The sequence below is a fragment of the Pantoea sp. Fr+CA_20 genome (assembly GCF_024520835.1).
GTDB lineage: Bacteria > Pseudomonadota > Gammaproteobacteria > Enterobacterales > Enterobacteriaceae > Pantoea > Pantoea allii.
In genome coordinates this window covers 168,908-191,741 of the sequence record NZ_JALNPN010000004.1, presented here as the reverse complement: position 1 = coordinate 191,741, position 22,834 = coordinate 168,908, and the positions used below count along the sequence as shown (strand labels likewise).

Below are 22,834 nucleotides of genomic sequence, written 5' to 3'. Positions count from 1 at the left end.
AGGGGATCAATGCGGATTAGAGCGTACCGGTACCGCCGTCAGAGCACCATACCTGTCCAGATGCAAAGCTGCATTCATCTGAAGCCAGGGTAACGTAGAGCGGGGCGATCTCAACCGGCTGGCCTGGACGGCCTAGCGGTGCATCGGCACCAAACTGCTCCACTTTCTCCTGTGGCTGACCGCCGCTCGGCTGCAGAGGCGTCCAGTAAGGGCCAGGGGCAACCGCGTTAACGCGAATCCCTTCCGGGCCGAGCTGTTTGGCCAGCGCCTTAGTGAAGGCCACGTTACAGGCTTTAGTCTGGGCATAATCCAGCAGGATATCGCTGGGCTTAAAGGCCTGAACAGAAGAGGTATTAATAATAGACGCACCGCGCGGCAGATAAGCCAGTGCCGCTTTCGTTACCCAGAATGGCGCATAGACATTGGTTTTAAACGTGGCATCAAAGTCTTCTGTGCTCAGCGTCCGAATGGATTCGTTAAACTGCTGACGTCCGGCGTTGTTAACCAGAATATCCAGCCCGCCCAGTTTCTCAGCCGCTTCTTTAACCAGCTTCTGACAAAAAGCTTCGGAACGCAGATCGCCGGGAATCGCCACCGCTTTACGGCCTTCGGCCTCGATCAGTTTAACCACCTCCACCGCATCTGACTCTTCTTCCGGCAGATAGTTAATGGCTACGTCCGCCCCTTCACGTGCATAGGCAATGGCGACGGCGCGACCAATACCTGAATCGCCGCCGGTAATCAGCGCTTTACGTCCGGCAAGACGACCGTGGCCACGATAGCTTTTTTCACCATGATCGGGAGCAGGGTCCATTTCACTGGCCAGTCCGGGTGCCTGTTGCGGCTGCTGCCTGAATGGCGGCTTCGGAAAGCGATCTGGGTCGAGAATTGCGTTATTTGACGTCGTCATAGTGAGCTCCTTGAACTGTTGTCAGGAACTTAAGCCTGGCACAGATGTGATGTTTGTCACATTCAACTGCTTATTTAATGCACGAAGCCAGTTAAAAAGGACTTTATCAGACAAATTCCCCGACATAATGTCCGCTAAGCGCAGCGGTAATAGCAGAATATATCGATTATGTGTTTTGGCGGCAGGCGCAGGCACGAAACGGAAGAGAACAGCAGCGACGAATAATCGCGGGTTGCTTACGCTAAGCTATTGAGAACAGGGCAGTTATGACGAGTATGAATAAGCGATTGTATTAAAGGAGATTAAGGAGGAGAATAAAGCAATGCGCAGTGATGTTAAATGTTTGTGCAAATGTTTCTAAGATGTTACTATGAGTGTCCCGGCCAGCACCACTTTATAGTTTGTGACGTCTGGCCGGAAAGTTTTTCCCTGGTGTTGGCTGTTTTAGCGACCTGGCCTTGCAGGTCAGGTTTTTTTTTACCGCTAAACAACTTGAAGCCATTGTAACCTCTGGATGAATCATTGTAAGTTATTCTTAAGTATTATCTTACCTGTACTAAAGTGCAGGTTATGTCATCATTAAGTAAAAGAAGCAGCATGGAGCCTGAATGTTTTCTTTTTTTCTTGAAAATCAAACAATAATGGATACGCTTCAGACTTACATACAGAGAAAGTTATCTCCGCTTGGCAGTCCTGAGTACGCTTACACGGTTGTGAGCAAAAAAAATCCTTCAAATGTTCTGATTATTTCCAGTTATCCTGACGAATGGGTCAGGTTATACCGTGCCAACAATTTTCAGTTAACCGATCCGGTCATCCTCACCGCCTTCAAACGGACCTCGCCGTTTGCCTGGGATGAAAACATTACCCTGATGTCCGATCTGCGGTTTACCAAAATTTTCTCATTATCAAAGCAGTACAACATCGTTAATGGCTTTACCTACGTGCTCCATGACCATATGAACAACCTCGCGTTGCTCTCCGTCATTATTAAGGGCAACGATCAGGCAGCCCTGGAGCAGCGCCTTGCGTCTGAGCAGGGCACCATGCAGATGCTGTTGATTGATTTTAATGAGCAGATGTATCGACTGGCCGGGACAGAAGCCGAAAGGGCACCGACGGTGAATCAGAACGCCGACAAAACGATTTTTTCGTCGCGTGAAAATGAAGTGTTGTACTGGGCGAGCATGGGTAAAACCTATTCTGAAATTGCCGCCATTACCGGTATTTCCGTCAGCACCGTGAAGTTCCACATCAAAAACGTCGTGGTTAAATTGGGCGTCAGTAACGCCCGACAGGCTATAAGACTGGGTGTGGAGTTAGACCTTATCAGACCGGCAGCGTCAGCGGCCAGGTAGTTACCGCGACGGGCGCACAGCCCGTACGTGAGACAATATCGCCACCCAGTTGTTGTTTATCCTCTTCTCCGGCTGGCAGAGTCAGCAGATAAATTCGTTCCTTTTCAGTCAGAAAAGCCTCTTTGACGACGCTGATTTGCCATCCGGACCGTTTCAAAATTTTCAGCATTGCCCGGCTGACTATCGTATAGATATGGTTGTACGCGTTATCCTGCGCCCAGTTCACCATCGCTAAAAACAATACCTGACTAATAGGATAGTGTTCACCCAGCAGTTCGCGTGCGCGTGCTTTATCGACGAAAAAGCGGCTTGACTCCGTGCCACAGGCGGGCAGGGGGACGTCGTTAAAACAGTGCTGGAAGGTGTGAGTGATCATATTGGGCCGATCCAGACGGGTAAAGCGCACGCTGCACACTAATTGCCCTTCACAGATCCCCAGAATATAGCGCGTCCCTGGCCCATCAAACTCATCCGACTCCATGCCCTGGCTGCATACCACTTCCCATCCCAGGCGGTCGCTAAAAGTTTTTTTTCTGAGCTTATAAAGTTCTTCTGAACGTGTGGTTTGCAGCTCTTCGTAACTGACGTCAAACAGTTCAAGCATTCCATTTCCTCTAAAAAGTTACTGCGGCCCTCACGGCTATCCTGTACTGATTTTACTAACTTTTCGCGCTGACGTTCAGCTAAATAACACTTTATTCGACTGAAATAGGGATTCTCTGTCTGTCAGTGGGCAGGATAACGCATCTCAAGCGGTAAAATTCTCCCTGAGGGGATATTATTTGCCATAACGCAACAGAAAACAATACAAATAGTCACCGCCCTGTACTATTTCAATAGTGCATATTCCCGTGTCATACCAATTTTATATGGGACGCCTGCCGGTTTTTAACAAAGTAACCCCGCCGAATGTCATAAATATGTCGCTCAACATTAATTGATTTGTTGGTTATCTATATGGCCTGCATCACAAAGCGGTAAAAAAACCAAATATCATAAATTGGCTGTTAATTTCTGGAATTGTTGGCACAGGGCCGTATTACTAATACTTGAGCCGGACCTGCCTGTCCATACAGGCCGTGGATAGCTGACTGATCAAGGTGTTTACCTAATTATAAGGCTCATAACAATGACTATATCCTCTGTGCTTAAAACAAAAGATAAAATTGGTTACGGCATCGGTGATGCCGCCAGTTCCATGGTATGGCAAACCGCTACCTTGTTTCTGGCCTACTTCTATACGGATGTATTTGGTTTACCCGCCGCGATTATGGGGACGATGTTTTTGATGGTTCGTCTGGCGGATGCCTTTGTCGATCCCTGTATCGGGGCGTTAGTTGACCGCACCCGAACCCGACATGGACGTTTTCGCCCCTGGCTAATGTGGTTCGCGATTCCGTTTGGCGTGAGTTGCCTGATAACCTTCTATGTACCTGATGTGGGTCCGACCGCGAAAATCGTCTATGCCTGTGTCACCTATACCATCCTCAGCTTCATATACTCTGCAGTAAATGTCCCTTATTGCGCCATGCCCGGTGCGCTGACGCTCGATCCACGGGAACGCCATTCTCTGCAATCCTGGCGTTTTGCCTGTGCCTTTATCGGCGGACTGGTGGTCACGGTCATCGGGCTGCCGCTGGTGGATCTGTTAGGTCAGGGCGACAAGGCGAAAGGGTACCTTTTTGCCATGGGGTTCATGGGTTTTTTAGGGGTGATTTTAATCTACTGTTGCTTCTTTATGACCCGGGAACGTTATTTACCGCGCGGTGATAGTGCAAGTTCGATGTGGTCCGACCTGAAGCTGTTAAGTAAAAACAGCCAGTGGCTCATCATTGTTATTTTCAACATCCTGTTGCTGACTGCGGTAGTGACGCGTGGCTCGTCCACAATATATTACATGAACTATGTTTTATTGCGGCCTGACCTGGTATTCACCTTTATTATTACCGGCATGATAGCGGCATTGTGCGGTGCATTTTTTTCAGAGCGGTTATTGGGGAAATTTGATCGCGTGCGTGCTTATCAGATTTGCCTGGTCAGTTTTGTTTTTTTCGTCACGACCATTTATTTTATTCCGCCTTCACAGGTTTGGCTGATCATCGGCATAAATATCGTTTTTGGCTTTGTTCAAAATCTGACCACGCCCATTCAGTGGAATATGTTCTCCGATGTCGTGGATTTCGAAGAACACCGCAGCGGGAGAAGGCTGGACGGCCTGGTCTTCTCCACCGCCTTGTTTGCCATCAAATTTGGCCTCGCCATGGGCGGTGCCGTCGTGGGCTGGATTCTGGGGCTGGTGCACTACCAGCCTGGCGTGGCGGCTCAAACGCCTCACGTGATTACCACTATCAATCTGATGCACAACCTTATTCCCGGCGTTTTATTTATTGCCATGCTGCTGCTGCTTTGCCTCTACAAGCTTAACAGCACGCGCGTCAATGCGATTGCCCTTGAGCTGGCCGCAAAGCGTGCCGCTGAAGAGAAAATGGACGCCCAAAACGCTATCTGAAATCAGTACGAAGGAGTGAAGAAACATGACCGTAATCTACAAGGACCCTCAGCGTTCTGTTAGTGAACGTGTTGCCGACCTGTTGCCACGCATGACGGCAGAGGAAAAGTTTGCGCAGATGCATGCTTACTGGCTTATCCTGGATGAAAAGGGCAACCATCAGGAACGGACAGATTTAAGCGACACCTTTACCGGTGTGAGTGCCCAGAATGCCCTTAAAGAGAGATTAACCCGCGGCATCGGCCAGATTACCCGCCCGTTGGGAACACATATTGTTGACGCCGCAACCGGCGTACGGGCGGCGAATCGCCTGCAACGTGATGTGATGGAAGGATCGCGCCTGGGGATTCCAGCGCTGTTTCACGAAGAGTGCCTGGTCGGCCTGCTGTGCAAAGGGGCAACGCTTTTTCCCTCATCGCTGAATTACGGATCAACCTGGGCGCCTGAACTGATCAGGCGGGCGGCTCAGCACATTGGCGACGAAGCCCGCTCAATTGGCTGCAAACAGGGACTGGCCCCCGTGCTGGATGTTTCCCGCGATGTCCGCTGGGGCCGGACAGAAGAAACCTTTGGCGAAGATCCCTGGCTGGTGGGGGTGATGGCAACCGCCTATGTCGAAGGCCTGCAAGGCGATAAGCGCGATCTGCTGGCCACGCTTAAGCATTACGTCGGTCACTCATTCAGCGAAGGCGCACGAAATCACGCGCCCGTTCATCTCGGCTTCAGCGAATTAAACGATATCTTTCTGCTGCCGTTTGAAATGGCGGTAAAGCTGGCGAACGCAGGATCGGTGATGCCGGCCTACCATGACATTGATAATCAACCCGGCCACAGCGATCGCTTTTTGCTGACCGAGGTGTTGCGTGAACAGTGGGGATTTGACGGCATCATCGTGGCTGATTATGGCGGTGTCAGTCTGCTTCACCAGCATCATGGCGTGGCGCAGGATGCGGCAACGTCGGCTGCGCTGGCGTTTAATGCCGGGCTGGACGTGGAGTTGCCGAAGGATGACTGCGCTCGCCATCTGGCCGACGCCGTGTCGCGTAATCTGCTGTCGATGGATAAGGTTGACGAGATCGTGGCACGCATCCTGACCGAGAAGTTCCGCCTGGGCTTATTTGAGCATCCTTATATCAATGAAGCGGCGATTTCTCTTCAGGACGATGCCACCCGTCAGGTTGCACGTGATGTGGCAACCCAGTCGATCACCTTACTGGAAAATAACGGTATTCTGCCGCTGAAAACCGGCGGGCGCGTTGCGGTAGTGGGGCCCTGTGCGGACGATCCGCTTGCGCTACTGAGCGGTTACAGCTTTCCCGTTCACCTGATTATCAGCGATATGCTGGAGGAAACGTCGCAGGTCACCACGCCGCTCGCCGCGCTGCAACATTACCTGGGGCAGGAAAACGTCGGCTATGCCAAAGGCTGTCATATTATTGAGAAACGCACTGCAGGTGCCCCTGTGTTCCCCGGCGACAGTGCGGCGAAACCCATGCAGCAATCGCCTGTGTCACAGGATACGCACCTGATTGCCGATGCCGTTCGCGTGGCGCAAGACAGCGATGTTGTGATTGCCTGCGTGGGCGATCTGGCGGGCCTGTTCCAGAGCGGCACTGTGGGTGAGGGTTCTGACACCGACAGCCTGAATTTGCCCGGCGTACAACAAGCATTGCTTGAGGCCCTTGCCGCAACCGGAAAACCCTTGATCGTCGTGATGACCGGGGGACGGCCTTATAGCCTGCAAGGTCTGGAAGACAAGGTTGCCGCCTTTATGCTGGCCTGGGCACCGGGGCAGGAGGGCGGCTGGGCGATAGCGGATATTCTGACCGGCCGCGCGGAACCCCAGGGCCGCCTGGTGGTGAGCGTACCGAAAAACGTCGGTGCGATGCCGTTTTATTACAATCACAAACTGAAAAGCGGCGGTACGCCGATCGCCTTCCATTTTGGCGCGCGCTATCCGTTTGGGTTTGGCCGCGGCTGGACGACCTTTGACTGGGGCCAGCCGCAGCCAGAACAGGACAACGTGGCGATTGATGGGGAGATTCGACTCCGGGTCACGCTCACCAACACCGGCGAACGACAGGGCAGTGAAGTGGTGCAGCTTTATATCCGGGACAAGGTGGCCAGCATGGTGCGACCGCTTCAGGAGCTTAAAGCTTTCCAGCGCGTCACGCTGCAGCCGGGTAAAACCGCCGAACTGTGCTTTAGGCTTCCGGTGGATATGCTCAACTTTACGCGTCGCGATGGTCAGCGCATCGTAGAACCCGGCGAATTTGAGCTGCAGGTCGGTTCTTCCTGTCGCGATATCCACGGCGTCAGTACAGTAACGGTGACGGGTGAAACACGCGTTCTGCCTTGCCACTGGCGCATGTTAAGCGACTGCACAATAAAGATTTCCTGACCTTTAACCCTGCCTATCATGGAATGGGCAGGGCATCATCCTTGTGCTTTTCATGGCTAATATAGTCCGTTCACCTTGTTTAACGCGCGCGTCAGATAATGAGGCGGTATGTCAACATTGGGGAAATCCGTCAGTGACATCTGCAATACATAAGCAGAAGGGCAACGCCTGAAAACTGAAGCTATCTGGCAGGGCACCACGGCCATCCGCCGCGATAGCTGTTCTGCTGCCTGAACCCAGCGTTGATCCAGGCCTGAACCGCAGGGATTTGCTGCCCAGCGAAACGCAATACACCGCCCGTTTCCTTTTTGGCTGCCAGTCAGCCCGACCCGTAATTTCCCCTGTTTATCGCGGCAACATCCCGCCAGCTGGCGATATGTCGCGGTATCGATAAACGGATTATGGTCAGCGCGCCGCCCGGCGAGCAAATCCTGCCTGTCCTGCTCTGTACTGTAATACGTTACCCTCAGAGAGAAACGCGTGCGGAGAAAGCGGGGCGATGTTTTCTCTCAAATATCCGCTATAGGGGATATTTTTGCTTTTCAGGTTATATTGCAGTTAGTCTGATAATATCCTCTGGCGGGGATAAAACTCACTTATTACGGAGCGTGCCACATGATCTACAGCCCCAGGCAGTTGGCGAACCAGGTAAAGCTATTGCGTCAACAAGATGGCTTGACGCAGGCTGAACTGGCGAAGACCGTGGGCCTTAAACAGGCAACCTTGTCCCACTTCGAAAACAACCCGGAGACGACGTCGCTGGCTACCCTGTTCAAAATCTTGCAGGCGCTCAATCTCGCCGTCGTGCTTCAGGGGAATCCACCCGCGTCAGCCTCATCTGAGGATGCCTGGTAATGGCGAAGCTGATTGCCTGGATGAACGGGGCGCGAACGGGCACGCTGACGCTGCATCACAGCGGCGCACTCCGTTTCCAGTATGACGAGGAGTGGCTCAGGCACCCGCTTGCCAGGCCGCTGTCGCTTTCATTGCCCTTGCAGCATGCCGCGATACATTCTGCGAAGGTGGCTTACTTTTTTGAAAACCTTCTCTCACCCAGCACGTTGATTAAAAGCGATATTTACGCTGAGCGCCCGATAAAATCCTGCGATGTCTTTGCACTGTTGCAAAAAGTGGGACACCAACTGCCCGGCGCGATCACGCTGCTGCCGGTGAAGCAGCAACCCCTTGCGCCGGATAACGCGGCCTACCGCGTGGTCAGCGCTGCAGACGAGGCACAGCAGTCTTATATCGACAATGCCTATCTGTGTATGGCCCTTGCCCGCGAGCTAAGGCTCCCGGTAGCGGATGCCAGGCTGTTTCATGAGGATGGCCGCCGGAAATTACGCATCGAAAGCTATGATCGCCGCTGGAGCCGCGACGGAAAACATCTTTATTATCTTCCTGAAGAGGAGGTGTGCCAGGCGCTGGGATTACCGGCGTCAAGCCGTTATGAACAGCAGGGTGGACCGGGGCTTCAGGATGTGATGGCCTTGCTGATGGGGTCGAGCAGCGCCATGAAAGACCGTGAGGAGTTGATGCGCTATCTGGTTTTTCAGTGGCTGATTGGGGCTACCGGCGGGCACGCCAAACAGATCCGGATACTCATCGCCCGTGGCGGCAGTTTCCGACTGGCCCCCTTTAGCCCGATCCTGTCTGCCTGTCCCGGGCTTTCACTGCGCAGGACAGACAGGCAAGATTTTCAGCTGGCGATGGGCGTGCCCGGCCCTGAGGGGAAACGGCATAACATTGACGCGATCTGGCCAGCGCATTTTGTCGCCAGCGCGGGCAGCGTCGGATTGAGCCAGGCGAAGATGCAGCAGATCCTGACGGCCTTTATTGCGGGCTTACCGGCTGCGATCGTTAAGCTGCGCGACAGCCTGCCCAACGATTATCCTCTGGCGATGGCTGACGCGGTGTTCAGCCATGCGATGATCATGCTGGAAAGGGTACGCCAGCCTGACTGGCTTTGACGGACTGACCGTCAGGGCTTTTCTGCCACATAGTGGAGATAACCGGCCACACCGCCTTTACCGCCATCTTTGGGATGATGATTACCATCTGTCACAGGAATGGAGGCAAAATCGAAAGGAGAAACCCCCGCCAGACAGGCGGCATTCACGCCGTACTGTTCAGGGTTGGAACGGCTCTGGTGAAAGGTATAAATGCCGCAGACAGAGCAAAAGTAATGAACCGCCTCACCCGTATTAAACCGATACTCGCTTAGCTTGTCCTTACCTTTGACCACCTCAAGCCCGGAGACGGGGGCGAATACCACGACCGCACCGCGCATACGACAAAACGAACAGTTACAGCGCCGGGCGGTTTTCAGGCCATCCAGCAGTTCAACGTTAAACGCAACAGCGCCGCAGTGGCACTGACCCGATGTAGCATCAGACATGGCTTGCTCCTTTTTTCATCCTGCAACCTTGCGTCGCGCGACAGGGATGAAATGTTAGTGGCATCAACAAAACAGGTGAACCGGTAAGGTTATTGTGAAGGGTTAACGTCAAAGACACCAGCATGTCACCCGAAGTGTGCAGCGATTTTCTTTAGCATGACGCGCCCGTCAGGGTGAAAGGCGTCAGCATGCCGATGAATCATGAGCCGCTTGTGCCGTCCCCAAACAGGATGCTCGCCGTGTGTCAGTCCGGCCTGATGGGCAATAACCCACGGCTTCCCGAAGACAAGAAACAGAGACGGCTGCACGGCATTATGGCGCAGCGCTAAAACTGGCGAACTCAGCAGAAAGTGAAAACCAGCGCAACGAAAGGTTTTTTAGCCACGAGAAGAGCAAACCTGTCCCTGGGCCGACTTTGCACAGCCTGCGCTGACCTGTTTGACGCAGTTTCAGCCTGCGAGTTTGAAAAAAGCCTGACGAGGCGCAGCGAAGGATTGTGGGCTGGCAGCAGAAGGTTGAACGCGGTGCGCTGGCAGTTAAGATTCATCACGCAAGCGGAAAGCGGCAAAGCCCCTCAGGGACTCTGCCGCAATCCCTTATCAGAACTCTTTTTGCCCACCCAGTTCAATCACCCGATTGGCCGGTATCCTGAACTGTTCATGCGCGCGTAATGCATTACGCTGGAAGAAGTGGAATATCGCCCCTTTAGCATGGGCCAGGCCGCGACGTTTTTTCATTACCAGCGTGTCGTGAGAGGTAAAAAACGACGCTTCATTTAAGGTACAGCCAAATCCTTCCAGCCCGCAAAGGTGCAGCACATCCTTCATTGACGGGCGTTCATGCCAGCCGTACGCGGCGGTAACCTGCCAGAACGAAGGCGACAGCTGGCGCAGCGCGATGCGTTTCTGATTGTGCACGCGGGGCAGATCGACCGTTTTGATGTGCAGTAACACGGTACGCTCGTGCAGCACCCGGTTGTGTTTCAGGTTATGCAGCAGGGCCTGCGGGATTTCATACTCTTTGCGCGTCAGGAAGATGGCTGTTCCCCCCACGCGCATGGGCGGAGAGGCTTCCAGAGAGCTGATTAACGCTTTCAGCCTGACTGGATCGTCGGTGAGACGGCGGATAAGCCGGGAGCGTTCACTGCTCCAGATAAGCATCAGCACCAGCATCGTCATCGCCAGCAGCACCGGCACCCAACCTCCCGACAGCAGCTTCATCAGGTTTGCCGCAAACAGCGGTACATCGATTAACAACATGCAGAGCAGGAAAAACAGCGCAACAGGTAATGGCCACTTCCAGTTTTTAAAGGCAACAATACCGGCCAGGCAGGCCGTCAGCACCATGGTTCCCGTCACCACAATACCGTAAGCAGAAGAGAGCGCCGAAGACTGACGGAAAGCCAGGATTACCACCGTAACAGCCGCAAACAGAAGCCAGTTTACGACCGGAATATAAATCTGCCCCGATTCTGTAGCAGACGTAAATATCACACGCATCGGAGGCAGAAAGCCCTGGCGGATAGCCTGGTGCGTCAGCGTATACACGCCGCTGATAATCGACTGGGCAGCGATAACCGTGGCCAGCGTTGACAGCACAATCAGGGGAATCTGTGCCCAGACCGGGGCCAGGATATAAAACGGATTTTTGACTGCGCTGGGGTCGGCCAGCACCAGCGCACCCTGACCAAAATAGTTCAGCACCAGTGCGGGAAGGGCAATGATCAGCCAGGCGAGGCGGATAGGGGTTTTGCCTAAATGTCCCATATCCGCATACAGGGCTTCAGCCCCGGTAACGGCCAGCACCACCATGCCTAAGGCAGCAAAGGACAGGGCTTCATGATTGAGTAAAAAGGTCAGGGCAAACGCCGGATTAAGCGCATGTAAAACGTGGGGATTCATAATAATGCCGCGTACCCCAAGGACTGCCAGGGTAATAAACCACACCAGCATGATTGGCCCAAAGATGCGGCTGACGCGCTCAGTACCGTGCTTTTGAATCACAAACAGCAACGTCAGGATCACCACGGACAGCGGCACGATATAACGATCCAGGGCCGGGGCCACCACCTCAATCCCCTCAACCGCGGAAAGCACAGAAATAGCGGGAGTAATAATGCCGTCACCGTAAAAAAAGGCCCCGCCCGTCAGGCCAGCAAGGACGATAATGCGACTGAGCCGTGCGCCAACATTTTGTCGGGCCAGCGACATTAACGTCAGTATTCCGCCTTCGCCATCGTGGTCTGCGCGCATGATAAAGATGACGTATTTAACCGTCACAATCAGCGTCAGCCCCCAGAATATCAGGGACAGAAAACCCATCACGGCTTCTTCTGTCACCGCCCCAGAGGGAAGAATAGAAAGACACTCTTTTAAGGTATAGAGCGGGCTGGTACCGATATCACCAAATACGATCCCCGCTGCCGCCAACATACCTGCAGGCAGGGACTGCTTTTCAGACTGCGCCATTTAATATCCTGTTTTGCTTCGCGTAATCACCAACGTCCGCCGGGTCATTATCCCGGTCAGAGGTGAGGATGAGATTACGCGGTTTAGCGTGCGTTAGGGAGTAGGTGGTGAAGTTATGAACTACATTTTTACAGGTTTGTGCCTTTTTTTTACGGCATTTTTACACGGTTGTCGATTAACTCATCACTTCTTTTGCGCCCTTGACCGGGTTATTCCGTTACAGCCTAAAACGGCCTGTAAAATAATGATGCACTAAGGCAAATTCCCGACGGCTTCACCACATCAGGGCCGCGCAATGCGCGAGATGAAGCAAGCCAGATAAGTTGCCAAACGGCACTACCGGGCTGACGCAGAACAGCGTCATCCTGACTGACACCTACTGTCTGCATGTAAGCAATATCACAGAAGCAGATAACCGGTTTTTTGGAAGACGTGACACAAAAAATGAAAATATTTTAAAAATAGTCCTTACTAATGATTAATTCGCTCGTCATTTTATGCGGTTAATTTATTTCAAAGATGTTGGCAAAGATATCGTCCTTCTGCACGCCGTCAGGAACGATATTTAACTAACCTTAACCGAACTTTCATGCATTAACGGCACATGCTTTTTTTAAAAAGCGTATTCCGCCATCAACAATGATAAATTCCACTTTGCTCTATCCATTAATTATTTTTATTTTTTTTAGATAAGGTAAGGTTGTCAATTTCTTTATCCATTCAACACACTAATACTTTTTGTCCCGATTATACCCACTATCTCCGTTATTCCCCGCAATGATCATTGGGCGCATTAATGCTTATTCCCGCTCTGTCGATACCTGAATAGCGAATGTCATTCAGTACGGTGTACAGACTGGCGAACCTATTATTTTGGGAAATTTACATGACTATTACTCAGCGGCTTTTCCTGACGTTTTCATTACTCTCAGCATCAATGATTGCTATGGTTGTGATCGTCATCATGGTATTAGGCGGCTTTCAGTCGCGCTTCCAGTACGTGCAAACCAACACACTGCCCTCGATTGTTGACCTGGATAAAATGGTTAACGGCAGTAACCGACTTAACGTAGCGCTCTATCGGCATCAAAGTGCAAAAGCCCTTGATAAACAGGCCGAATTTGAAAAGGAAATTTTCACGCGTATTGAAGCGCTTAAAGCACTGACTGAATTTTACCTCAAGAACGAAACCACTAACGATCAGGATACGAAGCTCAGTGAAAATGCCTTAGCGCTGATTAAACAAATGGAAGTGCGCCTGCCGGCTTTTCTGACAAATTCGCGAACACATAATGATACCGCCCTGGTGGATTTGCAGGGAAATAGCGGCGTCGGTCAGACTATTCGTGATTTAATTGAAAGTTATCAGAAACAACTCCAGCTCAATGTAGAGGTCGGCGCGGTATTTGAAAAAGAGAATAACCGGGTTTACCGGCAAACACTCTGGTCGTTAATTGCCGGTTCAGTCGCGATTATCCTGTTGCTCGGGGCTTTTTCCATCATGACGATTCTGGGCATCCGTAAAAACCTTAACGGTATGCGAGCGGCTATGGAACGCGCCAGTGAGCGGCTTGATCTTACGCTGCGTGCCGATGATTCGCGCAAGGATGAAATTGGTCTGACGGCTAAAGCCTTTAATCATCTTATCGGGAATGTCGCGAACTCGCTTTCATCGGTTGAACGGTCGGCCCATTCGGTCAGTTCAGCCTCCTCGCAAATTTCCGCGGGCAATGAAGATCTCTCTTCCCGCACCGAGCAGCAGGCGGCTTCGCTGGAACAAACGGCCGCCAGCATGTCAGAGCTGAGTGAAACCGTCCGTCAGACGGCAGAAAACACCCGACTTGCCAGTCAACTGTCGAAAAACGCCCGTGAAATTTCCGATGACAGCTCCACGAAAGTCCATACGATGCTCGGCACCATGACTGACATTAAACACAGCTCTGAAAAGATCACCGCCATAATCACCCTGATAGAAGGCGTGGCTTTCCAGACCAATATTCTGGCGCTCAATGCCGCCGTAGAAGCGGCGCGGGCAGGTGAGCAGGGACGGGGATTCGCGGTCGTAGCCGGAGAAGTTCGCAATCTGGCGCAGCGATCTTCGGCTTCGGCGCGCGAAATTAAAGAGCTTATCGAATCCTCCATGCGTTATGTGGAAACCGGTGTGAATCAGGCGGAGCAGGTGGGTGAGAACATGGGGCGCATGAATGAGGCGATCCGTCAGGTGACCGATCTTGTGGATGAAATTGCCGTCGCGTCTCAGGAGCAGTCACTCGGTATTGGTCAGGTGCATCAGGCGGTCAATCAGATGGATGATGTGACACAGCAGAATGCGGCGCTGGTGGAGGAAGCCTCGTCGGCCTCTCGCTCACTGATGGATCAGGCTACGGCCCTGAACGAACTTGTCGCGGCATTTGTGCTGGTGGAGCACGCGCCGGTTGTCCAGCCCAGCCCTGCCGCCGTTTCTCCGGCCTTTGTTCAGGCTCGTGCGGCCTATGCTAAGCAGGAAGATAACTGGCAACGTTTTTAGTGGATAGTGGATAGTGGATGTCGCCCAGGGTGGTCGCGCTGATAGTGACCACCCTGGGGGCGCTATAAGGCTCGAAAGGGGTTTTTTTCACTCGAATATGCCCAGGGTCTGCATCACGTGTCGTATCGCATTTCGATATTATATTTTGCCACTGTAGAGCACCGGACCGGTGGGCTGACCTGTTGGTGAACCGCCCTCCGGTTCAAGGCTAATCGCGATAACCCCGTTTTTTACCGCATCACGTCCCGCGAGTTTAAGCTCGGTGGTGTCCCGCGCGTGGAGCAGTCCCAGAGAAACCGGCTGATGGCCGGCAGGAATCAGCCACAGTTGCAGACTGTTGTTGGCGGCTACCGTCGCGGTCTGCAACGGCGTGACGCGCAATTGTGTGAGCGTCTTGTCTGCACTGACGACCCATTGCCCCTGGTGCTGGGCGTCATTCATCACGGTAAGCGGCGTAAATTCTGGGGCCTTGATGGCCTGATAAGACACCAGCGTCAGGGCGGCAAGGGCGGCGGCAACCATCCAGCCAATATAGGCGCGAGCAGCGCGGGGCCTTTTCCTGGCCGGCAGACTTAACGCAATTTTCTTCCAGACATACGCCGGTGGCACCTGCGGCATGACGTGAAGATCCAGCCCGGACAGCAGGTTTTGCCAGTTGGCGACCTGTTCAGCGAGTCCAGGCTCGGTCTGCAGACGCTTCTGAAAACGTAATCGCGCGCCACCGCGTAGCGTACCAAGCGCATATTCAGCAGAGAGTGCATCGTCACGTTGGTGTTGTTTATTCATAGTCCGACACACTCCCGAAGGTGCGCCATCGCCCGGCGGATCCAGCTTTTTACCGATCCGACCGGCTGCTGGAGCCAGTGAGCAATATCGCTGTGAGACATGCCCTGATAGTAGGCAAGCGTAATGCTCTGACGCTGCTCACTGCTGAGGTTTCCCAGACAGCGCTGTAAACGAGCGGCTTGTGCATCATCCTGTCTGTTATGCAGTTCGTCATGTTCAGCAACCAGAAGCGCATCATTATGCGCCTCTTCCGAACTGGCCATTCGCGCCTGTCCGCTGCGTAGCCAGTCAATACAGCGATTACGGACAATATGGGTCATCCAGGTCAATGGGGAGCTCAGCTCGGCATTATAGGTTTCCGCCTTGCTCCAGATGGTGATATAGCAATCATGCAGCACCTCCTCTGCCCAGGGGCGGTGCTGCAACATGCGCAACGCGATGGCAAACAGGTGTGGCGATGTCAGCCGGTAAAGGTGTTCAAATGCCCGGCGATCGCCGTCGACGACTGCCTTCATCAGTTTTACCTGCTCCACTGCCTGCACCTTGTCCATAAGCGTCCCGGATAATCTGTTTCCGTTCGAGTATAAATAATTACTTCGGCATTAATACGGTATCAATCACATCTATCACGCCATTTTTTTGGTTGACGTCATAGGTGCTGATATTGGCTACGTTGCCCTGACCGTCTTTCAGCTGAATGTTATGGGGGCCATTATTCATGATCCACAACGGCTGACCGTTAACGGTTTTCAACTCAGCATGACCGCCGCCTTGTTTAATTTTGGCTTCCAGCGCCTTCATATCATACTTACCTGCAACCACGTGATAGGTCAGTACGCTGGTCAGCATGGCCTTATTTTCTGGCTTCAACAAATTGTCCACGGTGCCGGCTGGCAGCTTAGCAAACGCCGCGTTGGTGGGGGCAAACACGGTAAAAGGGCCTTTACCTTCTAAGGTATCGACCAAACCGGCCGCTTTAACCGCCGCCACTAAGGTGGTGTGATCTTTGGAATTGACCGCGTTCTCAACAATATTTTTCTGAGGGAACATAGCCGCGCCGCCCACCATAACAGAATCCGAGGTCATAGCGGCCATGGATGCGGTGGTAAACAGCAATGCACTTGATACAACGGTAACAGCAATTAGCTTTTTCATCGTAAATCCTCATTAGAGCGTGGAGTAAGTGGCTTTCAATGAGATATACGAGAGCGGGATACAAACTGGATGCAGAAAAAAAATAATTTTTTTCAACGTGGCGTGTTGCTATCACGCTCAGTCGCAAAGCCTGGCCTTTTCAACCGGCGTTCTCCTGCCCGTATGGGCGCGACAGGTCGGATGGTGGGCGACAGAAGACCTGCTCCCATCCGTTCTTCACGTTCCCGTATATGGCTCAGCGCCGAGGGGGAAAGACGCAGTATTGCAGCGGTACGCATGAAACTTTTTTGCTGCCGCCACGCAAAAAGCAATCAGCGCGTTAACCTTCTCTTTCAGCACCTGAGGTTTTGTCTGTGAAAAAGCGAGAAGGGTATTCCTGTTTTTCACGCATAAACTGTATCGATCCCATTCATCAGAGGTAAAGCCATCATGAAAATCATCAAAAATGCATCCGTTCCCTCAGCCAAAGGGCCTGAGGCGTATTTCACCGGTCAGGTCCGCATTGACGCCCCGTTCAGCACAACCTCACCAGCCCGGGTCGGGGGCGCTACCGTCACCTTTGAGCCAGGTGCCCGGACGGCATGGCACACGCATCCCCTGGGCCAGACGTTGATAGTCACCGCCGGTCAGGGCTGGATTCAGTGTGAAGGTGAAGAGAAGCACACAATCAATCAGGGCGATATGGTGTGGATACCGCAAGACGTACGTCACTGGCACGGGGCGACTGCCAACACCGCTATGACACATATTGCGATTGCCGAATCCCTTAACGGCAGTCCGGTGACCTGGCTTGAGAAAGTCACAGAGGCAGAATTTTTATCCTGACCCACCGCTGGCGGGGGGATGAGAGAAAACCTACCCGGCTTCCCACTGCGGCGAGCTGAAGGTTTTTTTCATTAATTCGATAAAGCCCTGGGTGCGGGGAAGCCGTTTTTTCTCCTGCAGGCTGGTCAGGGCGACGATATCCGCCGCCGGCAGGGTGAACGCGGGCAGCAGGGGGATAAGCAACCCCTGACGAATCTCACTGCGGATATCCCAGGCCGAACGCACCATGATCCCTTTCCCGCCCAGTGCCCATTTTTTGATGATGCGGCCATCGTTGCTGGCCAGGCGCGGCGTAATTCTGACGATGGTTTCGTCACCGTTATGGGTAAATATCCAGCGCGTGACATCCTCGGCATTCTCCCTGATCACCAGACAGTGGTGGCGATGAAGCGCATCAGGATGTGTCGGTGTGCCATAGTGCTGCAGGTAAGCGGGCGAGGCGCAGAGAATACGCGGATTGGCGGCGAGCCACGTGCTGTAAAGCGTTGAGTCACGCAGATGACCAATATAGATCACCACATCCCACTTATCGGCCTGCATCCAGTCGGGGTTATCGGAGAGCGTCAGATCGATACTGAGATCCTCGTGGCTGTCCGCGTAATCGGCCAGTAAGGGCGCAATATATTCAGAGCCAAAGCCCAGCGGGGCCAGCACTCTCAGCGTACCGCTGATACGGTTTCGCGTCTGGTCAATCACGTCCTGCAACTGGTCTATCTCATGCAAAATCACGCGCGCCCGCTCAAGCAAGGCTTCGCCTTCATCGGTCAGGATGATGCGTTTTGCCGGGCGCAGAATCAGCTTAACCCCAATTTTATTTTCAATGCTTTGCAGACGCTGCGTCACCGAGGGCGGGGTGATGTCCAAATAGCGTGCGGCAGCGGCAAGGGTTTGATGTGAGGCGATGACCTGAAAAAAACGTAAATCTTCACTGTTGATCATTAGGTTCAAACCTAATCATTAATTGGGCATGACCGCATTTTAAACAGATTTAAACGATGAGAGCATCAACTAAACCTCTACAGGAATGCCGACGATGCTCAATCATTTAACCCTGACGACACCTTATCTCCTGTTAGATAAAGTTAAGTTCGAACGCAATATCAATCGGTTATACCAGCGGATTGAAGGACAGCACTGTCAGATTCGCCCGCATCTCAAAACACTTCGTACCCTCCAGGCGGCCCCCTGTTTGCTGCAGGATCTGTCTTCGCCTGCCACCGTTTCTACCCTGGCCGAAGCCGAGGCCTTTACCGCCGCCGGCTATAGCAATGTGCTTTACGCGGTGGGCATTGCGCCCGGTAAGTTACCCCGCGTTGCCGCCCTGCGCCGCAACGGGAAACAGGTGCATGTGTTGCTGGACAGCATGGCGCAGGCGCAGGCCGTCAGCGACTACGGCTTACAACATCAGGTGATCTTTTCTGTATTTATCGAGATTGACTGCGACGGCCATCGCGGGGGAATTCAACCTGCTGACGCGGCGCTGACGGCGATTGCCCGTCATTTGCACCAGGCCGGGATGGTGGTGGAAGGTGTGATGACGCACGCCGGTGAGTCTTACCACTGCCGGTCGCAGGAGGAGATTATCCTTGCCGCACAGGAAGAGTGTCTGGCTGCTGTCACGGCAGCAAATCATATTCGTGCCGCCGGGATTCCGTGCCCGGTGGTCAGCGTAGGCTCCACACCGACGGCGCATGCGGCCCATGATCTGCATGGCGTGACCGAAGTCAGAGCCGGGGTGTTTTCCACCTTTGATCTGTTTATGCATAACCTGGGCGTTTGCACCCGCGACGATATCGCGCTTTCCGTCGTCACCACGGTGATCGGGCACAATCACGACAAAGGCTGGATCTTCGTCGATGCAGGCTGGATGGCCATGTCACGCGATCGCGGCACCGCCGCTCAGCACACCGATTACGGTTATGGGCTGGTGTGCGACGATGAAGGTTGCCCGTTGGGGCTGCTCCTGACGACCACGAATCAGGAACACGGGATTATTGCGCTGCCACATTACGGTGATTATTCGACGGCAGATTTCCCGCTCGGCACCGTGCTGCGCGTGCTGCCCAATCATGCCTGTGCGACCGCCGCGATGCATACGCATTACCAGGTGATCGACACCCGGAACGGCGAACATGAAGTCTGGCAACGGGTTGTCGGCTGGTAGCCGGGCGTTTTTTCATTCATTGTGCGAGGACATCATGTCAGATTTTGATCCAGATAAGGTCCGTCTTTCTACCGGCCACTTTATCAACGGCCAGTTCGTTTCTGCATCCGGTCGCACGCTGGGCATCAAACGTCCCTCTGATGGTCAGCATTATGCCGACATTAACGAGGCGGACGCCGCTACAGTAGCTGATGCGGTGACTATTGCGGATGAAAAGCGCATCAGCAGCGGCTGGTCAAGCTGTTCACCACGGGAACGGGGAGCGGCGATTTCCCGCTGGGCAGATTTAATCGACGGCGACAGAGATTACCTGGCGCAACTCGAAGCGGTCGGTTCCACGCGTCCGATCACGGACACCCGCAATATTGAAGTGCCGTTTACTGCGGCGGCCCTGCGCTTCTATGCAGAATGCGCAGATAAATACAGTGGCGATGTTTTTCCCACCCAGAGCAGCAGCCTGGGAATGCTGGTGCCGGAACCCTATGGGGTGATCGGTGCGATTACGCCGTGGAATTTCCCGCTGTCGATGGCCTCATGGAAGTGCGGGCCGGCCCTGGCGGCAGGCAATGCGGTGGTGCTGAAACCTTCTGAGCTGACGCCGTTTTCTACCGCGCGCCTGGCTGAACTGGCGGTGCAGGCGGGCATTCCGGCAGGCGTGCTCAACGTGATTCAGGGCGGCGGGCAGGTCACGGGCAATGCGCTGGTCACGCATCCGCAGGTAAGAAAAGTGTCTTTTACGGGGTCCACTGCGACCGGCGCCGCAATCATGAGCCAGGCCGCGCTGCACGGCACCAAACCGGTGACGCTGGAGCTGGGTGGAAAAAGTCCCCAACTGGTGTTTGATGATGCAGGCGATGCCAACGAGATAGCCGAGCGTCTGTTTCTGGGCTTCACAGTGAATGCTGGCCAGGCCTGCGTCTCTGGCACGCGCCTGATCATCCAGAAAGGCATAGCAGAAGCGGTGATCGAAAAGCTGATTGCCTTGTGTAAGAAACCCGTGCCCGGTATGACCTGGCAGGCATCCACCCGTTACTGTCCGCTCATCGACCAGCGTCAGGGCGAAAAAGTGGCGGCGATTATCGCGCAGTCCGTGGCACAGGGTGCGAACATTCTGGCGGGCGGTCAACGCTACGAAAACACCGCGCAGGGCTGGTTCTGGCAACCGACGCTGTTATCCGGTGTCAGTCAGGATAACGTCGCGAATCAGCAGGAGATCTTCGGACCGGTGCTGACCATTCAAACGTTTAGCGATGAAGAAGAAGCCCTTGCACTGGCGCAGCACGAGGTCTTTGGCTTGTGTGCTGGCGTGCATACTCTGAACATGCCGCGTGCGATGCGGCTGATGAAAGCGCTGGATAGCGGCACGGTCTGGATTAATCGTTATCGTCGGACCTGGGACTTTATCATCCCAACCGGGGGCTTCCAGGGGTCAGGTTTTGGCAAGGATCTTGGCAGGCAGGCCTTTGAGTCCTGCCAGCGCTACAAAAGTGTATTAATCGATTTTTAATCAGCTAACACCTTCGCTGGAGAGCACAGACTATGCCCGCACCGCTCAGACTTGTTCAGGACAGTATCCATTTCCCCGATTCGGTGGATGTGGTGATTATCGGTGCAGGAATTGCAGGGGCAGCCACCTGCTGGGAACTGACGCAAAAAGGCTATCGGGTTGCCGTGATCGAAAAGGGCCTGGTCGGGGCAGAGCAGTCAAGCCGTAACTGGGGCTGGTGCCGTCAGCTTAACCGCGATGAGCGGGAAATTCCGCTCATTATGCATGCCCTGCAACGCTGGCATGCGCTGAGTGACGAAATTGGCATGGACGTAGGGTTTCGTGCCAGCGGGCTGGTCTATGCCACGCGGACGGAAAAAGATATCCGCAACTGGGATAACTGGGGAAAAATGGCGAAGCAGTACGGTATTCGCAGTCGGATGCTCAGTGCCGCCGAGGCCAAAGCCATGACGCCGGGCAGTACCACCGCCTGGAATGGCGGGGTACATTCACCTGATGATGGTCACGCCGATCCGGCGTTAGCCGCGCCAGGGTTGATGGAAGCCGCCGTGAAAAAGGGCGCACTCCTGTTTCAGCGCTGTGCGGTGCGCGGCCTGGATATTTCGGCAGGGCGCGTCAGTGGGGTGATCACAGAACGCGGGCTGATAAAAACCGCCAGCGTAGTGTGCGCCGCCGGTGCCTGGACATCGCTGTTTTGTCGCCGTCACGGCATCGATCTACCGGCCGGTAACGTGATTGGCAGTGCGTTTCGTACCTGTCCAGTAGAGCAACTCATCACGATGCCTTTTTACACGGATGCTTTTGCCTGTCGTCCACGACTGGACGGCGGATATACCATTGCGCTGTCGGGAACCGGACGACTGGAACCGGGCTTTCAGGGATTACGCTATGCCCGCGAGTTTTTCCCGCTATACAAAGCTCGCCGCTTAAATCTTCACACCAAAATCCGACTGGCGTCCTTCTTAACGGGGCCAGAGTCGCGGGCGAGCTGGTCCATGGAGGGCGTTTCACCCTTCGAGAAAACCCGTGTACTGGACCCGCAGGTCTCTGACGGCGTCGTCGAAAAGGGGCTGGCGGCCATCGGCAACGAGTTTCCGGCGCTGGCGTCGCTTCGTGTCAGCCAGGCCTGGGGCGGCGTGATTGACTGTATGCCAGACGACATTCCGGTCATCTCAACCGTGCCGCAGCTTCCGGGACTTATCCTCTCGTCCGGCTACAGCGGTCATGGATTTGGCATTGGCCCCGGTGCGGGACGTTTGACGGCGGACCTGGTGACCGGAGATGCACCGATTGTCGATCCTGCCGCGTTCCGCTATTCCCGTTTCCGTGACGGGAGCAGCATGAAAAAGCCGGGCATGATGTAAGGAGGAAAAATGCAACCAGTGATACATGCGCGCGATATCCACGACAAACCGCATCCGGGCCACTATTCACATTATGCTCTGGCGTCGGGGATGATGTTTATCTCCGGCCTGTTGCCGGTTACGTCAGCGGGCGAAATGCTCAGCACCGCGTCGTTTGCCGAGCAGGCTTTGCAGGTAATGGCTAACCTGGAGGCCTGCCTGCAGCAGGAAAGCCTGGACAAGCATCATCTGGTGATGGTGAGAGTCTATCTGGTCGATGTCGAACGTTGGGCGGAATTTAATACGTTGTATGCACAATGGCTTGGCGCGTGGAAACCCGCCAGAGCCATCGTGCCGGTTCCTGAACTTCACTACGGTGTGTTACTGGAGGTCGAAGCAACCGCGGCGACAGGCCGATAACGGGTTCGTGCTGAACCTGACCGGCAACCGCTGTTTGCAGGCGGGAAATGAAACCGTCGCCGG

General features: G+C 53.9%; 20 protein-coding genes. 12 read left to right on the top strand and 8 right to left on the bottom strand.

Annotated features, from left to right (window positions below):
• Window positions 1–16: 16 nt before the first annotated feature.
• A complete protein-coding gene (locus NR177_RS07800) occupies window positions 17–910 on the bottom strand; it encodes an SDR family oxidoreductase (protein WP_096010577.1) in 894 nt (297 codons plus the stop codon).
• Window positions 911–1,518: 608 nt separating this feature from the next.
• Here NR177_RS07800 and NR177_RS07795 point away from each other — a divergent pair.
• On the top strand, window positions 1,519–2,268 hold the full coding sequence (locus NR177_RS07795) for a LuxR family transcriptional regulator (RefSeq protein WP_109716372.1): 750 nt from the start codon (window positions 1,519–1,521) through the stop codon (window positions 2,266–2,268).
• Here NR177_RS07795 and NR177_RS07790 read toward each other — a convergent pair.
• Complete coding sequence (locus tag NR177_RS07790) at window positions 2,240–2,872, bottom strand: acyl-homoserine-lactone synthase (RefSeq protein WP_063879676.1); 633 nt, start codon at window positions 2,870–2,872, stop codon at window positions 2,240–2,242. The two genes, NR177_RS07795 and NR177_RS07790, sit on opposite strands and share 29 nt — an antisense overlap.
• 525 nt (window positions 2,873–3,397) lie before the next feature.
• Here NR177_RS07790 and NR177_RS07785 point away from each other — a divergent pair.
• The 4 genes from NR177_RS07785 to NR177_RS07770 all read left to right on the top strand — a co-directional run bounded on the left by NR177_RS07785 (window position 3,398) and on the right by NR177_RS07770 (window position 9,148).
• Window positions 3,398–4,777, top strand: a complete 1,380-nt coding sequence (locus NR177_RS07785; RefSeq protein WP_063879675.1) for an MFS transporter — start codon at window positions 3,398–3,400, stop codon at window positions 4,775–4,777.
• Between the two features lie 25 nt (window positions 4,778–4,802).
• Window positions 4,803–7,178, top strand: coding sequence for a glycoside hydrolase family 3 N-terminal domain-containing protein (locus tag NR177_RS07780; protein ID WP_256852607.1), 2,376 nt, complete (start codon window positions 4,803–4,805; stop codon window positions 7,176–7,178).
• A 615-nt stretch (window positions 7,179–7,793) separates the two neighbouring features.
• Window positions 7,794–8,033, top strand: a complete 240-nt coding sequence (hipB, locus tag NR177_RS07775; protein ID WP_063879673.1) for a type II toxin-antitoxin system antitoxin HipB — start codon at window positions 7,794–7,796, stop codon at window positions 8,031–8,033.
• On the top strand, window positions 8,033–9,148 hold the full coding sequence (locus tag NR177_RS07770) for a HipA domain-containing protein (protein WP_256852606.1): 1,116 nt from the start codon (window positions 8,033–8,035) through the stop codon (window positions 9,146–9,148). Before hipB ends, NR177_RS07770 begins: the two co-directional genes overlap by 1 nt.
• Window positions 9,149–9,159: 11 nt before the next feature.
• Here NR177_RS07770 and NR177_RS07765 read toward each other — a convergent pair whose 3' ends face one another.
• Window positions 9,160–9,576 (bottom strand): GFA family protein, encoded by a 417-nt coding sequence (locus NR177_RS07765; RefSeq protein WP_096010582.1) that lies wholly within the window; start codon window positions 9,574–9,576, stop codon window positions 9,160–9,162.
• A gap of 188 nt (window positions 9,577–9,764) precedes the next feature.
• On the opposite strand from NR177_RS07765, the gene NR177_RS07760 reads away from it, so the two are divergent.
• Window positions 9,765–9,905: a hypothetical protein gene (locus NR177_RS07760; protein WP_256852605.1), complete on the top strand. Its 141-nt coding sequence runs from the start codon at window positions 9,765–9,767 to the stop codon at window positions 9,903–9,905.
• Window positions 9,906–10,175: 270 nt separating this feature from the next.
• On the opposite strand, the gene kup is transcribed toward NR177_RS07760, so the two are convergent.
• Window positions 10,176–12,044 carry a low affinity potassium transporter Kup gene (kup, locus tag NR177_RS07755; protein WP_241567858.1) on the bottom strand — a complete coding sequence of 623 codons (1,869 nt, stop codon included), beginning with the start codon at window positions 12,042–12,044 and terminating at the stop codon, window positions 10,176–10,178.
• An 886-nt stretch (window positions 12,045–12,930) separates the two neighbouring features.
• Here kup and NR177_RS07750 point away from each other — a divergent pair.
• Window positions 12,931–14,571, top strand: coding sequence for a methyl-accepting chemotaxis protein (locus NR177_RS07750; RefSeq protein ID WP_256852604.1), 1,641 nt, complete (start codon window positions 12,931–12,933; stop codon window positions 14,569–14,571).
• A 138-nt stretch (window positions 14,572–14,709) separates the two neighbouring features.
• Here the strand turns inward: NR177_RS07750 and NR177_RS07745 are convergent, their stop codons facing one another.
• Genes NR177_RS07745 through NR177_RS07735 form a run of 3 tightly spaced genes read right to left on the bottom strand, consistent with a single transcriptional unit; the run spans window position 14,710 to window position 16,512 of the window.
• Window positions 14,710–15,357: an anti-sigma factor domain-containing protein gene (locus NR177_RS07745; protein ID WP_256852603.1), complete on the bottom strand. Its 648-nt coding sequence runs from the start codon at window positions 15,355–15,357 to the stop codon at window positions 14,710–14,712.
• Entirely contained in the window at window positions 15,354–15,908 is a 555-nt protein-coding gene (locus NR177_RS07740; RefSeq protein WP_063879668.1) for an RNA polymerase sigma factor, read from the bottom strand. Before NR177_RS07740 ends, NR177_RS07745 begins: the two co-directional genes overlap by 4 nt.
• 40 nt (window positions 15,909–15,948) lie before the next feature.
• Window positions 15,949–16,512: a fasciclin domain-containing protein gene (locus NR177_RS07735; RefSeq protein ID WP_063879667.1), complete on the bottom strand. Its 564-nt coding sequence runs from the start codon at window positions 16,510–16,512 to the stop codon at window positions 15,949–15,951.
• A 429-nt stretch (window positions 16,513–16,941) separates the two neighbouring features.
• Here NR177_RS07735 and NR177_RS07730 point away from each other — a divergent pair, with 429 nt between their 5' ends.
• Window positions 16,942–17,337, top strand: coding sequence for a cupin domain-containing protein (locus NR177_RS07730; protein WP_156506673.1), 396 nt, complete (start codon window positions 16,942–16,944; stop codon window positions 17,335–17,337).
• Window positions 17,338–17,367: 30 nt separating this feature from the next.
• Here NR177_RS07730 and NR177_RS07725 read toward each other — a convergent pair whose 3' ends face one another.
• Complete coding sequence (locus NR177_RS07725) at window positions 17,368–18,276, bottom strand: LysR family transcriptional regulator (protein ID WP_063879665.1); 909 nt, start codon at window positions 18,274–18,276, stop codon at window positions 17,368–17,370.
• A gap of 94 nt (window positions 18,277–18,370) precedes the next feature.
• Here NR177_RS07725 and NR177_RS07720 point away from each other — a divergent pair, with 94 nt between their 5' ends.
• Genes NR177_RS07720 through NR177_RS07705 form a run of 4 tightly spaced genes read left to right on the top strand, consistent with a single transcriptional unit; the run spans window position 18,371 to window position 22,771 of the window.
• Window positions 18,371–19,501 (top strand): alanine racemase, encoded by a 1,131-nt coding sequence (locus NR177_RS07720; RefSeq protein ID WP_256852602.1) that lies wholly within the window; start codon window positions 18,371–18,373, stop codon window positions 19,499–19,501.
• Window positions 19,502–19,535: 34 nt separating this feature from the next.
• Window positions 19,536–21,008 carry an aldehyde dehydrogenase gene (locus NR177_RS07715; RefSeq protein WP_256852601.1) on the top strand — a complete coding sequence of 491 codons (1,473 nt, stop codon included), beginning with the start codon at window positions 19,536–19,538 and terminating at the stop codon, window positions 21,006–21,008.
• A gap of 32 nt (window positions 21,009–21,040) precedes the next feature.
• On the top strand, window positions 21,041–22,372 hold the full coding sequence (locus NR177_RS07710) for an FAD-binding oxidoreductase (protein WP_109716365.1): 1,332 nt from the start codon (window positions 21,041–21,043) through the stop codon (window positions 22,370–22,372).
• Between the two features lie 9 nt (window positions 22,373–22,381).
• Window positions 22,382–22,771 (top strand): RidA family protein, encoded by a 390-nt coding sequence (locus NR177_RS07705; protein WP_063879661.1) that lies wholly within the window; start codon window positions 22,382–22,384, stop codon window positions 22,769–22,771.
• The last annotated feature ends 63 nt before the right edge of the window (window positions 22,772–22,834 follow it).